The sequence below is a fragment of the Nonomuraea jabiensis genome (genome assembly GCF_014204795.1).
Taxonomy (GTDB): domain Bacteria; phylum Actinomycetota; class Actinomycetes; order Streptosporangiales; family Streptosporangiaceae; genus Nonomuraea; species Nonomuraea jabiensis.
In genome coordinates, this window is record NZ_JACHMB010000001.1 from 1,665,481 (window position 1) to 1,678,244 (window position 12,764).

A 12,764-nucleotide genomic window follows, 5' to 3' on the forward strand; every position below is an offset into this window, starting at 1 on the left:
AAGAGCACGTATGCGCGTTCGTGCAGGTATCGTCGCCGCGGGTATCGCGGCGCTGGCCGCCATCGGCCTCGCCGCCCCGGCGCAGGCCGCAAGCTGGACCTACATCGGCGAATACACCAGCTACAGCAAGTGTGTAGACATGGGCCAGTCGTACCAGCGTGAAGGCTGGGACGAGTACAAGTGCACGCTCAACGGCACCGGCTGGTACTACCTCTGGGTCAGGTAGTCCCCATTCCCCGGCGGCGCCTCCTCGCGAGAGGGGGCGCCGTTCGCGTGCCGGGGCGCCGCCCGCTAGGAGACCTGGCGGGACTCGTCGTTGGTGCTGCTGCGGATCTGCTGGATGCGCTGCTTGGTCAGGCCGAGCAGCTCGCCGATGTCCCCGTCCGACAGGCCGAGCTCGTGCATGTGCTTGACGCGCTTCTTGAGCGTGCGCGTGTAGTCCTCGGCGATCGCGGCGGCCTGGCGCTGGAGGGCGGCGAAGTCATCGAGGTCCTGCTCCGACAGGCCCGGCAGCGCGTAGTGGTAGACGGGCTTGGGCGGCTGCGCGCGGTCGGCGAACAGGAACGGCAGCCCCTCGGCCACGTCCCCGTGCAGCTCCTTCAACGTGCGGGCGGACATGCCGCCGGCCACGCCGTCCACCTGGGCCAGCCACAGGCTGCCCGCCAGGGTGATGTGAACGTCAACGCGGTCCGCGGTCATGGATCCTCCAGCCAGTCGTCACCGAACAGGTGCGCGAGCCCCCGTTCGAGGGAGTCCACCAGGTGCGGGGTCTCCCCGGGGTAGAGCGGGACGATCGCGCGGGCCGCGACCCGGCCCTCGGCGTCCCACAGCAGGAGGAATCGCTGACGTTTCGTCGTTTCCGCCCAGTCGCAGCGCAAGCCATGGGTGTGGGAGAGCCCGATGATCCGATCGCGGATGGCCGCATAGTCGTCTCGTTCCACCACACGCGGCAGACTATATAGCTTGCCCGCTACCGACAAGGGACCTTGTCGGCGAGATTAGTCAGCACCCCAGGCATCGAGGAACGCCCGGACCGCAGCGCGCGCCAGCTCTCGGAGCTCGCCTTCCGGGATCGTACGGGTGCCCATCTGCGAACGAGCCTCCAGCGGGCCGACGAGCAGGGCCATGAACTGCTCGGCCGCGAGGTCGGGATCGGCGGCGCGCAGGCGCCCCGCGAGCGCGAGCCGGGCCATCCGGTCGGCGAGGGCCTGGTTGAGGCGGTCCGGGCCGCTCTCCTTGACGATGTCGAGTATGTCGGGAAAGCGGAGGATCTCCGAGTAGAGCAGCCGGCGCAGCGCGCACGAGCGCCCGTCGGTGTGCAGGCGCAGCAGCTCGTCGGCGACGCCCTCCAGCGTGGCGCGCAGGTCCTCGCCAGGGTCGGCCAGCGGCTCCAGGGCGGCCAGGCGGGCGTTCAGCGTCATCTGGGCGGCGGCCTCGACGGCACTCCTGAACAGGGTGGCCTTGTCCGTCATGTGGTTGTAGACCGTCGGCTTGGCCACGCCCGCCTCGTCGGCGATGTCCTGCACGCAGGCCTGCGCGTAGCCGAGCCGGGCGAACACGGCGAACGCCCCCTCCAGGATCGCCTGCCGCTTGTCGATACGTCCGCGCGTGGTGGTGGCCATGCCTCCGAATTGTACCCGCCGGTTCAACTTCATGGACATACGGGTTGCGAGCGAACACATGAGATAACTACTTTGAACCCATGAGTTCAAATATGCCGGACGACCGGCTGGACGCACGGCTGCTGGGCATGATCGGCGTGATCCTGCTCGGCGGCCTGCTGGGCATCCTCAACAGCACGATGGCCGCCGTCGCCATCGACACCCTGGCCGCCACCTTCGACACCTCGCTGAGCACGATCGGCTGGACGTCCACCGGGTTCCTGCTGGCCGTGACAGCCACCATCCCGTTCACCACCTGGGCCGTCGACCGCTTCGGCGGCAAGCGGCTGTGGCTGGCCGGCCTGGCGCTGTTCCTCGCCGGATCGCTCGGGGCCGGGGTGGCCTGGGACGTGGGCGCCCTGATCGTGTTCCGCGTGGTGCAGGGGTTCGGGGCCGGGCTGCTCGACCCCCTCGTGCTGATCCTGCTGGCCCGTGCCGCCGGGCCCCGCCGGGCCGGGCGGGTGATGGGCCTGATGGGCGTGGTCCTGTCCCTGGGGCCCGTGCTCGGGCCGATCGCGGGCGGCGCCGTGCTGGCCGGCCTGTCGTGGCGGTGGATGTTCCTGCTCAGCGTGCCCTTCGGCCTGGTGGCACTACTGCTCGCGCTGCGCGTGATCCCCGCCGACGAGCCGTCCGCCGGGTCGCCGGCGCGGCTCGACGTCGTGGGGCTGGCGCTGCTCGGGCCCGGGTTCGCGGCCGTCGTCCTGGCCCTGTCGCAGACGGCCGAACAGGGGGCGTTCACCGCCTGGCAGGCGCTGCTGCCGCTGGGGGCGGGCCTGGTCCTGCTCCTCGGGTACGCCGTACACGCCCTGCGAGCGGCCCGGCACGCCCCGGGCACCCCCGGCGCCGCATCCGGCGACCGCCGGACCCCACCCCTGATCGACCTGCGGCTGTTCGCCAGCCGGGGCTTCACCGCCAGCGTCGCGATCATGGGCCTCGGCGGGCTGGCCCTCTTCGCCGCCCTGTTCGCCCTGCCCCTGTACTACCAGCAGGCCCACGGGCACGGCGTGCTCGCCGCCGGGCTGCTGATGGCGCCGCTCGGGCTCGGCGGCGCGCTCGCCATGCCGCTGGCCGGGCAGCTCTCGGACCGCGTCGGCGCCCGCGGCCTGGCCATCGGCGGCGCGCTCGTGGCCGGGCTCAGCGCGCTCGCCTTCACCCGGATCGGCGCGGACACGCCCGAGCTCTGGCCGGCGCTGGCGGCGTTCACGATCGGGCTGGGCAGCGGGTGCTTCAGCGCGCCCACGATGGGCTCGCTCTACCGGGCGCTGCCGCCGTCCATGGTGGCGCAGGGCAGCTCGGTGCTCTACATGCTCAACCAGCTCGGCGCGGCGCTCGGCGTCGCCGTGGTCACGCTCATCCTCCAGACCACCGCAGACGTGATCACCGGCTTCCACGGCATCTTCTGGCTCGTCGTGGCCGTGATCGTGATCATCCTGGCCGCCGTCCCGCTGCTGCCGGGCCGGCCACGTACGCAGGCCGTACCGGCAGCCGAACCCGCGAGGAGCGCGTCATGAGGACCCTGGTGATCAGCGGCGGCACGGACGGCATGGGACGGGCGCTCGCCCGCACCTACCTCGGACGGGGCGACACCGTGGTCGTCATCGGCCGCGACAGGTCCAAGGCCCTGCCCGGGGCGGTGTTCATCCCGGCGGACCTGAGCCTGATCAGCGAGAACCTGCGGGTGATCGACGAGATCAACGCCAAGTTCCCCGTCGTGGACGCGCTCGTGCTGTGCGCGCGCTTCTTCCGTACGCACCGGTTCGTGACGGCGGAGGGCGTGGAGGGGACGTTCGCGCTGGACTACCTGAGCCGCTTCCTCCTCAGCTACGGCCTGACCGCGCCCCGCCTCATCGTGAACGTGTCAGGCCCGGGCGAGCCGACCGACCTCATCCGCTGGAACGACCTCATGCTCGAACGCCGGTACGACGGCATGACCGCCCAGTTCCAGGCCGGCAAGGCGAACGACCTGCTCGGCGTGGCCTTCGCCGCCCGGCACGGCAGCCGTACCCGCTATGTCCTCATGCACCCCAAAGGCGTCTCGACGAGCGTCGCCGGCGAGTACGACGCGGCGACCGCCGCGCACGTGGAGGCGCTCAAGAGGTACGGGCTGCCGGTCGAGGAGGGCATCAAGCCGATCGTCGCCCGCCTCGACGACCCGCCCGCCGAGCCGCTCAGCGCCTTCATCCGGGAGCGCCGGATCGCCCTGGGCCCCGGCCCCTTCGACCCGGCCGCCGCGGAACGGCTCCACGAGCTCACGCTGAAGGTGATCGACTCGACGGGGAATCGCGTGTCCTACCCCTTGTAGTTGAAGATCTGGCGGAGCGTGTGCTGGACCTCCACGAGATCCTGCTGGTCCGCCATCACCTGGTCGATCGACTTGTACGCCTCGGGGTGCTCGTCCACCAGCGCGGCGGCCCGATCCGCGTTCCAGGTGCGGCCGCTCATCGCCGCGGTGAGGGAAGCCGCCGACAGCTCCCGCTTCGCCTTCGTCCGCGACATGCGGCGGCCGGCGCCGTGGGAGCACGAGTTGTACGACTCGGGGTTACCGCGACCGCGCACGATGTACGAGCGCGTGCCCATCGAGCCCGGGATCACGCCCTCGTCACCGGTGTCGGCCTTGATGGCGCCCTTGCGGGTGATCCACAACGTCTTGCCGTAGTGGCTCTCCTGCTGGGTGAAGTTATGGTGACAATTGATCGTACGGACCCGTTCGCCCTTGCCGACGACCTTGAACAGGGCGTTGATCAGGACCCGGTCCATCCGCGCCCGCGAGGCCATGGCGTAGTGCTGTGCCCACAGCATGTCCTCGATGTACGCGGTGAACTCCGGCGTGCTCTGCACCAGATACGCCAGGTCCGGGTCCTCCAGGGTCGCCTCCTGCTGCTTCATCAGCTTCTTCGCGCCCGTGATGTGCATCTGGGCGAGCTGGTTGCCGATGCCGCGCGAGCCCGAGTGGAGCACCGTCCAGACGTGGTCGCGCTCGTCCAGGCAGACCTCGACGAAGTGGTTGCCCGAGCCGAGCGTGCCGAACTGGTCGCTCACTTTCTTGACCTGCTTGGGGGTGAGGTCGGTGTGCGGGAGCCCGAGGTCGCTGAGCGCACGGTCGACCGCCGGGTCCTCGTGCCCCTTGCCGACGCCGGCGGGGATGCGGTGCTCCACCAGCGGCATCAGGGCGGCGAGGGTCTGGGGCAGGTCGGCGGCCGTGAGCGTCGTCTCGGTGGCCACCATGCCGCAGCCGATGTCCACGCCGACGGCGGCCGGGATGATCGCGTTCTCCGTGGGGATCACCGAGCCGACCGTCGCACCGATGCCGACGTGCGCGTCGGGCATGAGAGCGACGTGGCCGGAGACGAACGGCAGGCGGGCGGTGCGAGCGGCCTGCATGATCGCGCCTTCGTCGATCTCGCTGGCCCACGACAGCAGGTTCGGTGCGGGCTGGTTTGGCATGGGATGAAATCTCCTCACTGGTTCTTGATCAGTGTGGCGTGACCAGGAAGGATTTCCCACCCAATTTTATCGAGGACAGGGTGATTCTGCGGGTTGCGAGCACGTGCGGCCCTCAGACGCCCATGCCCTTGCTCCGGGCTACCGGGTCGACTCGTCAGGGCCGGCTGTTCTTGCCGTCCAGCCATAGCGTGTCGGACTCATCGCGATGGGAACCCGAGCCTCCGACGTGTTTGGCGTCGATCTTCGGCCCCTTTTTGATCACGTGCACCAACGCCATCGCGTGCCCACGTCCAAGGTCGTAGTCCTGCTTCAGCCAGTCAATGATCACTCCGGCTTTCACGGACGGTTCGTCGAAGCCACGCTCCTTCGCCAGAACGATGAACTCACGCGGAGTCAGTCCGGTCTTGTCCTCGATGTTGTCGAGGTACGCCTGGAACGACATGCGTTTCTCCATTTCACGGGAGGCCTGTGAGCAGCAAGCTTGTCTTTTGCAAGTATGGTTTGTCAACTGAAGCATGCTGTAAGATCTGCATCATGGCGTCTCGGGAGTACGGACAGTTCTGCGGCCTGGCCCGCGCGATGGAGATGGTCGGCGAACGGTGGAGCATGCTGATCATCCGCAACCTCCTCACCGGGGCCCAGCGCTTCACGGACCTGCACAAGGGCTTGCCCGCCATCCCGACCAACATCCTGTCGGCCCGCCTCAAACAACTCGAAGAGGCAGGACTGGCCACCCGTCGCGCGCTCCCGCATCCCGAACGCGCCGTCGTCTATGAGCTCACCGACTACGGGCGCGACCTCGAACCGGCGCTGATCGCGCTGGGCCGCTGGGGCGCGCGGACACTCACCGAGCCTCGCCCCGGCGAGCTTGTCACCGCCGAGTCGGTCGCCATGTCCTTCCGCACCACTTACCGGCCGGAAGCAGCCCTCGGAGTCACCGTCGGCTACGAGGTCCGCATGGGCGATTTCACGCTCCGCCTGCAGATCACCGATGGAACACTCACGGTCGGCATCGGCCGGCACCCCGCCCCCGACCTCGTCATCGAACGGCTCACCGGCCACCCCATCCGCGAACTGATGAGTGGCAGCAGAACCCCCGACGAAGTACTCAACGACGGCAGCGTGCGCATAGAAGGCGATCCCGCGCTGCTCGATCGATTCGCCGAGATGTTCCGCTTCTGATCAGCAGACCGGCCATGCCGCGCAGGTCAGTCCCCTGAATACATGCGGTTCAGGTCCACGAGCTCCACGTCCGCGCGCCCGCGCGCCGCCTCCACCAGATCGCCGGTGAATCCGGAGCGTGCGAACAGCAGCAGTTTGGGCTGCGTGCCGATCCGGGCGTCGGGAAGCAGCGCGCGCAGGTGGTCCAGCCACTGGAGCTGGGGGACGTCCATGGGCGTGAGCGTGGCCTTGGCCTCGCCGATCGCGATGATCTGATCGGCGGCGAAGGAGTTGGTCTCGGTCACCACGAGGTCGAGCTCATGCCCTTGGCGGTGCGCTCGGCAGGGGATCTCGGTCGGGCGTACGGCACTGGCCGTTCCACCGAGGGTGTCGCTGGAGGCGTGGAGGAAGCACCACTCCCGGGCGAGGTCTTCGAAATGGGGTCCGTAAATCTTGGAGGCCACCGTGTCGGCGTTGGCACGCCAGACGCGGGCGGCCTGGCCGCTGACGAGCTCGGGCTCGCGGCGCTGCGTGATCAGCTGGTGCAGGCGGACGATCGGCTCGGCGATCCGGAAAACGCTCCGCTTGTCCCGCAACGCGTCGTCGACCTGCTCGACGAGGCCGATGCTCCGCAACCCGTTGAGCAGATGCGCCAGGGCGCTCACGGGACGGCCGAGGGCGGCGGCGATCTCCGAGCGACGCTGGTTGCCCGCGCTGATGGCGCTCAACGTGGCCGCGTACGAGGTGGGATCGGAAATCGAGGGCTCCTCCCGCAGCAGCAGCCCGCCTTCGCGGAACATCGCCGAGGCGGGATTCAGCAACCGCCGCTGCACCCATCGATCGAAGGCGTCCAGATCGGCCGGGCCCGATCCACCGCACATCTCCAGGTAGGCAGGGGTGCCGCCGACGAGGGCATGCACCCGGAAAGCCAGCTCCGGGTCGCCGGTCAGGCCCCAGAAGGCGGCGGCATCGCGGAACCCGAAAGGCCGCAGGATCAGCTCCAGCACCGCTCGGCCTCGCAGCGGCGCGCCTCCGCCCAGCAACTGGGCCATCGTGGTCAACGCGCTGCCACAGAGGATCAGACGGGTACGAGTGCGCTCCTTCGCGTGTCCCGTCGGGCTCAAGGCCTGCTGCAGGTACGACGGCAGCGCCGGGGTCGCGGAGACCAGGTACGGAAATTCGTCGACGATCACGGGCGTCGCCCGCTCCTCGCCGAGCCGGAGCAGCTCGTCGAGCCCTTCCCGCCAGTTGCCGAACGAGACCGGCTGCCGCAGCCCGCGATAGGCGGCGTAGGCGGCGCCGAGATCGGCCAGGTTCTGTGCCTCTGTCTGCTGGGTGGCGGCGAACAGCAGGCCCCCGGTTTCCTGGGCGAGCAGTTCGAGCATGAGGGTCTTGCCCTGACGTCGGCGTCCATAGACCAGCCCCAAGGTGGCGCCGTTCGCGGGAGCACTGGCGAAGTCGGCCAGTTCCTCCCACTCCGTGTCGCGCCCGAACAGGCGTTCCGGCTTTTGAAGCATTGCCACACCACCTCCAGCCGGTAACGATGGCCACAACTATGATAGGCAGGCCTATCATAGTTCGCACCATGCTGATCGGAGACTCCTGATCGTCTCGCCGTCGCTCCCGCCTATAGATCCCTGATCCATCCAAGGGGGCGAAAAGCGGACATTTATTGAGAAGGCATGCACGATCTCCCACTACACCGCATGCCGCAGAAAGCAAAAGTTATCCCCAGGATGCCCGCCGTCCATGTACGCGCATCATTCGATGTGCGATTATCGCACCATGAGCACGCTCGACTGGAACGAGATCGGAGAGCGAGTCCGCGAAGCGCGACTAGCCATGCAACTGTCGCAGGACCAGCTGGCCCAGAAGACCGATCTCGACAGAACCATGATCAGCAAGATCGAGGCCGGTTCGAGGCGGCTCGACGCACTGGAGCTCGCCAGGGTGGCCCGTGTGCTGGACATGCCCATCGGCCACTTCCTCAACGCGCCACCGGCGGTCATGTCGCACCGCACACCTCTGGCCGAGGACACAGCGACCAATGCCGCCCAGGCCTCTTATCGCATCGACAGTGCGCTGGCGACGTGGATCCGCGAAATCCGCATGCTGATGTCGCTGGACGTGCTCCAGCCAAGGCCGATCAAACAATATCCGGGTAAGGTCAACGGGATTCCCGCGGCCGTTGAGGCCGCCAGGTGGTTGAGAGGCGAGCTCCACCTCGGAATGGCTGCTATCGAATCAATGGCAGACCTTTGCGAGCAGTGCGGCCAGTACATTCTGGTGATGGACCTCCCGGGGGACGGAGCGTCCGCCGTGGACGGCGACGTGGCGGCGGCGGTGGTGAGTCTCAACGGCGACCCCGGCCGGCGGCGAAGCACCGCGGCGCACGAACTCGGGCATCTCATCCTTGGTGACGAGTACTCAACCGATGTGGGAGTCAGCGCTTCGCGGATGGAACGCGAAGAAGTGATCGATGCTTTCGCGGCAGAACTGCTCTTGCCACTGGAGGCCATTCGGCGTGCCAAGAACACAGAGCAGCCCATCCGATCCACACTTGTCGGCCTGGCGGCTCAATACCGCACATCCTGGAGCCTGGCACTACGGCAGGCGCGAGCGGCCGAGCTGATAAATCCGCCGGAAGAAAAGCGCCTGCGCGCATGCCCGCCGACCTATGCGGAATTCAGGGACTCGGTGGGATGGACCCCACAACCGGATCTCAACTCCATCCGCGTGCCACCGAGTTTCGCGCACGCCGTCATGACGGCGTACCGGCTCGGGCGGATCACCAGCAGTCGCGCCCTGGAGTTGATGCATGGGCAGCTCGAAACGGTGTCAGACCTGCCGCCGAGGTCCGATGAGGACCAGGCCCCATGACGACCGCGACGCCGGGCGACCGATTGCCCCCGCTCGTAGCCGACGCCATGGTGATCCACCATTTCGCAAAATCGGACCGCCTCGACGTTCTTGGGGCCAGCGTCTCCGAACTGTCGACCACGCACATCGTCGCCGATGAGGTGGACAAGTACTGCCATCTGTACCCAACCCTTAGATCGATCCGAGAGCTCGAGTGGTTGCGCGTGCTACCGCAGGACACCGATGAGGAACTGATCGCCTTCGAACGCTGGGTCAATCTGCTGGGCGCCGGCGCGCACGACCTGGGTGAGGCCAGCGTTTTCACCGCTGCCGAGATCCACCGGCTGGTTGCCATCACGGATGATCGGGATGCCACCAAGGTCGGACGTGCATGGGGGCTCGACGTCCACGGAACGGTGTGGCTGCTGACGCGACTTCACGGAATGGGCAAGATGACGCTCGTGGAAATCTGCGGGCATGTGGATGCGCTGAGAGAGACCGGCATGCGCCTGCCTTGCACTGGACGCGAACTTCCGCGGTGGGCACGCGAACGCCGACTTCTCTGAGCCGACGACCCGCCGCGCCGAGCTGCTCGACGCCACGATGCACTGAGCATTTTTCATCCCGAGTAGCGGCCTTCTTCCACGAGCTGCTGCACAAGGATCGCCTGCACGAGCGCGGTCGCTCGATGCGGGCAACAGCCAGCACCTTCCAGCTCTTCAAGGTGGCGACAGCACGCTCGCCGATGGTCCGGATTCGGGCGTGGGCGCGGTTGACGTCTCGCTGTCCGCGCGACACCCAGGGACGATGGCGATGCCGCTTGAACGGCGTCCGGATCGTGCCGCCCGTGCCTTGATAGCCCTTGTCTGCAAAGGTCTTCACGCCGGCGTTGGTCAAGGCGTCGATCAGTCCGACCGTTCGAGCGGCGGTCACGTCGTGCACGGTGCCCGGCAGCGCGGGCGAGGCCCACACCAGTCGGCCCACAGGGTCGGCCGGCAGTTGCACGTTCATTCCATGCTGCTCGTGTTTGCCGCTGCAGTACGGCCGCTCATCGGCGAGGCGGTCGATCGGGATGAGAGTGCCGTCGAGGATGGTGTAGGCCAGCCGGATGCGCGCTCGACGACGGCGTGCACGTCGTCGACCAAGGCGGCCAGGACCAGTAGCGCCTGCCGCGCCGGGTCTAACTTCCGCCACCGGGAGCGGCGTTCGGCGTGCCGGGCGCGGATGAGTTCGGCCAGGCGAATCAGAGTGTGGTTGGACAACTGTTGGCCCTCATCGAAAGTGGCATGCGGGTGGGCTCGTGACCCACGCAGTGACAAGTAGGTTGAGCAGAGTTTGGTCGGGATTACACATCGAAGATGGCAAGATCCGAGCGAGCCGGCCATTGCACCGCGGGGCAGGTGCGGTCACTGTGGTGGCATGCCGGCGATCGACACCATGGACGGGCTACGACTGGCTATCGACGAGTTCGACACGCAGGGCTTCGACCTGCTCGTCGAGGCGAAGGCACTCGACCTGGCCGCGCGATCGCTCGCCGAGTCCGGCCTGTTACTGCTCGGCGAGGTGCACGGCGTCCGGGAGAACCCTCTGATCGTCCAGGGCCTCATGCGGGCACTGCGCGTGACCACGCTGGCACTGGAGTGGCCGGAGCAGCTCAAGCCGGAGCTCAACGCGTACCTCGCGGCACAGGGAGGGCTCGATCATCCGCTGTGGTGGACGGGCGACGGGCGCATCACCGCCGGGCACTTCGCGGTGCTCAAAGCCATGAAGGGTGTACGGATCATCCTGTTCGACGGACTGGCGCTCACGCCCGACTGGTCGCAGCGGGACGCCGCGATGGCGCGAAGGATCCTGGACGCGCACAGCGAGCCGACGCTGGTCCTCGCGGGCAACGCCCATACCCAGACCTTCGCCACCGACTTGGGGACGCCGATGGGGGCGCACCTGACGGCGGCGCGGCCGGCGATGCGGAGCATCCGGATCGCCTACGGGACCGGGAGCTTCTACAACCTTGAGCCACGACGGTCCGGCGGCCACGCGGGAGGCCCGGGGCTGCACAGCGCCGAGAACGGCGAGTTGATCGTGGGGTTGCCCGTGTTCTCCGAAGCGATGGTGCCGCACCTGCCGGACGATCTGCTGCGTGAGCGATTCGGCTGATGATCGGCCCTGGGCTCTGCGGAGAGGACGCGATCTGCTGACCCTCCGCGACCTGCCACATGACATCTTGAAGCGATCGTTTGCCAGCTTCATGACATTTTGCGTGTGTAACGCCACCTTCAGCAAGCAAGGACACTGACCAGTGCCGTCACGATGGAAAGAGCTCAGTATCCGGCCGAACGCGGGCCAGGTGCTCGCCGCGGCCCAACCCGGCACCCCCGCTCTGCTCGCCGAGCGGCAGCGAACCGGTCACTCGCCCGCGGAGATCGTCACCGGTCCCGGCTTCCCACACTGCTAGAAGCCGAGGGTGAACTCCTCCCGCACCTTCTCGAATCCCTGAACATCCAGCTCGCTCATCGGCCCCGTTCCGGGTCGGCCAGGGTGCCCTGCTCGTCGCCCACCACCTCGGCGATGGCCGCGAAGAAGGCGGCGATGCCGGGCAGGTTGGCGCCCTTGGCGCGGGAGGCGGTGAAATCGTCCTGTGAACGCCACTCGACGATGTCCAGCCACTCCTCGTCCGGCAGCCGCACGAGGCGGGCATCCAGGAACCCCTCCCGATCAGTGCGGAAGTCCCTCAACATGGCGGGGCGGGCGGCCAGCAACCCCTCGATCTGGTCCGGTGCCACTTTGAAGCGGGTCAACTCCACAAAGGTCGTCATCGTCAACTCCTTGATCGGCTCTGACGCCAACAATATAGTCACTATTCCTTATAGTCAAGATTTATGACAATCATGCTAGGTGGCCGAATCGAGGATCATACGGACACTTCATCGGCCCACGCCGAATCTCCGTGTCCTCGGATGGCATCGGTGAGGTGGCGAGCGCGTTCACGACGCCCGTCGTGTGCATCGGTGCTGGGAGTGAGCTCGCTGAACGCCTCGACAACGCGGGCGCGCACGCCCGTGGCGGCTTCTTCGTATTTGCCGTCACCGGTCGGGCGCCATGGCGATCGTCTCGTCCCACGAGCAACAGCTGATCGTCCCCGGCCGGCATGGTGTATGCCTCGTGGCTGTCACGCAGGTGCCGGGCCCCTTGGGGGTGAGCCCCCCTAGGCGGGAGTCGCGGCCCACCGAATGGGCGCTGACGAGAACGCTATGGCGTACCCGGCGAGGGGTATCGACCTTCTCGATACCGAAGACGAGATCGCCCTGCTCGGACCCACTGACTACCGGCCCGCGGGTATGCCGCGCCCTGTTCAGACCGAGCGGCCCCGATTTCGCGGATGCCAGTGAGTCGCCGGTCACACCAGGCCAGGCGCGGCGGGGCCCGCGCGGAGATCCGCGGCTACGCGCCCGCCCGGACATCCGCAGCCCTCGCCCACAGGCTGGCGCGTCGTGTCCTCAGGGCACCGGGCCGCTGACCGGCCCCGGACGCCAAGCGCAACCGCTCGGCACGCTTCTTAATGGCCTAACAGAATGATCTCTGCTGTGCTTTTGATCTCGCGCTGTGGCCGAGCGATGGAGACATGTCCGGGCAGGGGGA

The 12,764-nt window shown here is 67.7% G+C and carries 14 protein-coding genes and 1 pseudogene; 7 read left to right on the forward strand and 8 right to left on the reverse strand.

Features of this window, described 5'->3' with window-relative positions:
- The first annotated feature begins 10 nt into the window (after window positions 1-10).
- Window positions 11-226, forward strand: coding sequence for a hypothetical protein (locus HD596_RS07110; RefSeq protein ID WP_185068505.1), 216 nt, complete (start codon window positions 11-13; stop codon window positions 224-226).
- Between the two features lie 65 nt (window positions 227-291).
- Here the strand turns inward: HD596_RS07110 and HD596_RS07115 are convergent, their stop codons facing one another.
- From HD596_RS07115 to HD596_RS07125, 3 genes are read right to left on the reverse strand one after another with little or no spacing between them, the layout of a single operon-like run.
- Window positions 292-699, reverse strand: coding sequence for a hypothetical protein (locus HD596_RS07115; protein WP_185068506.1), 408 nt, complete (start codon window positions 697-699; stop codon window positions 292-294).
- The gene (locus HD596_RS07120) at window positions 696-944 is read right to left on the reverse strand and encodes a hypothetical protein (RefSeq protein WP_185068507.1); all 249 of its coding nucleotides are present in this window, start codon (window positions 942-944) and stop codon (window positions 696-698) included. Before HD596_RS07120 ends, HD596_RS07115 begins: the two co-directional genes overlap by 4 nt.
- Window positions 945-998: 54 nt before the next feature.
- Window positions 999-1,622 (reverse strand): TetR/AcrR family transcriptional regulator, encoded by a 624-nt coding sequence (locus HD596_RS07125; protein ID WP_185068508.1) that lies wholly within the window; start codon window positions 1,620-1,622, stop codon window positions 999-1,001.
- Between the two features lie 80 nt (window positions 1,623-1,702).
- On the opposite strand from HD596_RS07125, the gene HD596_RS07130 reads away from it, so the two are divergent.
- Both HD596_RS07130 and HD596_RS07135 read left to right on the forward strand, forming a co-directional pair.
- Window positions 1,703-3,172 (forward strand): DHA2 family efflux MFS transporter permease subunit, encoded by a 1,470-nt coding sequence (locus tag HD596_RS07130; RefSeq protein WP_185068509.1) that lies wholly within the window; start codon window positions 1,703-1,705, stop codon window positions 3,170-3,172.
- A complete protein-coding gene (locus HD596_RS07135; RefSeq protein WP_185068510.1) occupies window positions 3,169-3,963 on the forward strand; it encodes an SDR family NAD(P)-dependent oxidoreductase in 795 nt (264 codons plus the stop codon). Before HD596_RS07130 ends, HD596_RS07135 begins: the two co-directional genes overlap by 4 nt.
- Here HD596_RS07135 and HD596_RS07140 read toward each other — a convergent pair.
- A complete protein-coding gene (locus HD596_RS07140; RefSeq protein WP_185068511.1) occupies window positions 3,951-5,105 on the reverse strand; it encodes an RtcB family protein in 1,155 nt (384 codons plus the stop codon). The genes HD596_RS07135 and HD596_RS07140 overlap by 13 nt on opposite strands.
- Window positions 5,106-5,259: 154 nt before the next feature.
- Window positions 5,260-5,547, reverse strand: coding sequence for a DUF4287 domain-containing protein (locus HD596_RS07145; RefSeq protein WP_185068512.1), 288 nt, complete (start codon window positions 5,545-5,547; stop codon window positions 5,260-5,262).
- Between the two features lie 26 nt (window positions 5,548-5,573).
- On the opposite strand from HD596_RS07145, the gene HD596_RS07150 reads away from it, so the two are divergent.
- Window positions 5,574-6,287: a winged helix-turn-helix transcriptional regulator gene (locus tag HD596_RS07150; protein ID WP_313043074.1), complete on the forward strand. Its 714-nt coding sequence runs from the start codon at window positions 5,574-5,576 to the stop codon at window positions 6,285-6,287.
- 26 nt (window positions 6,288-6,313) lie between these two features.
- Here HD596_RS07150 and HD596_RS07155 read toward each other — a convergent pair whose 3' ends face one another.
- A complete protein-coding gene (locus HD596_RS07155) occupies window positions 6,314-7,783 on the reverse strand; it encodes an AAA family ATPase (RefSeq protein WP_185068513.1) in 1,470 nt (489 codons plus the stop codon).
- 268 nt (window positions 7,784-8,051) lie between these two features.
- Between HD596_RS07155 and HD596_RS07160 the strand changes: the two genes are divergently transcribed.
- Together HD596_RS07160 and HD596_RS07165 are read left to right on the forward strand one after the other, a co-directional pair.
- Complete coding sequence (locus tag HD596_RS07160; protein ID WP_246554188.1) at window positions 8,052-9,146, forward strand: helix-turn-helix domain-containing protein; 1,095 nt, start codon at window positions 8,052-8,054, stop codon at window positions 9,144-9,146.
- Entirely contained in the window at window positions 9,143-9,691 is a 549-nt protein-coding gene (locus tag HD596_RS07165; RefSeq protein ID WP_185068514.1) for a PIN domain-containing protein, read from the forward strand. Before HD596_RS07160 ends, HD596_RS07165 begins: the two co-directional genes overlap by 4 nt.
- A 53-nt stretch (window positions 9,692-9,744) precedes the next feature.
- Here HD596_RS07165 and HD596_RS07170 read toward each other — a convergent pair.
- A pseudogene (locus tag HD596_RS07170) lies at window positions 9,745-10,387 on the reverse strand (transposase family protein).
- Window positions 10,388-10,544: 157 nt separating this feature from the next.
- On the opposite strand from HD596_RS07170, the gene HD596_RS07175 reads away from it, so the two are divergent.
- Complete coding sequence (locus HD596_RS07175; protein ID WP_185068515.1) at window positions 10,545-11,282, forward strand: TraB/GumN family protein; 738 nt, start codon at window positions 10,545-10,547, stop codon at window positions 11,280-11,282.
- A gap of 353 nt (window positions 11,283-11,635) precedes the next feature.
- On the opposite strand, the gene HD596_RS07180 is transcribed toward HD596_RS07175, so the two are convergent.
- On the reverse strand, window positions 11,636-11,941 hold the full coding sequence (locus HD596_RS07180) for an antibiotic biosynthesis monooxygenase family protein (protein WP_185068516.1): 306 nt from the start codon (window positions 11,939-11,941) through the stop codon (window positions 11,636-11,638).
- Window positions 11,942-12,764: the final 823 nt, after the last annotated feature.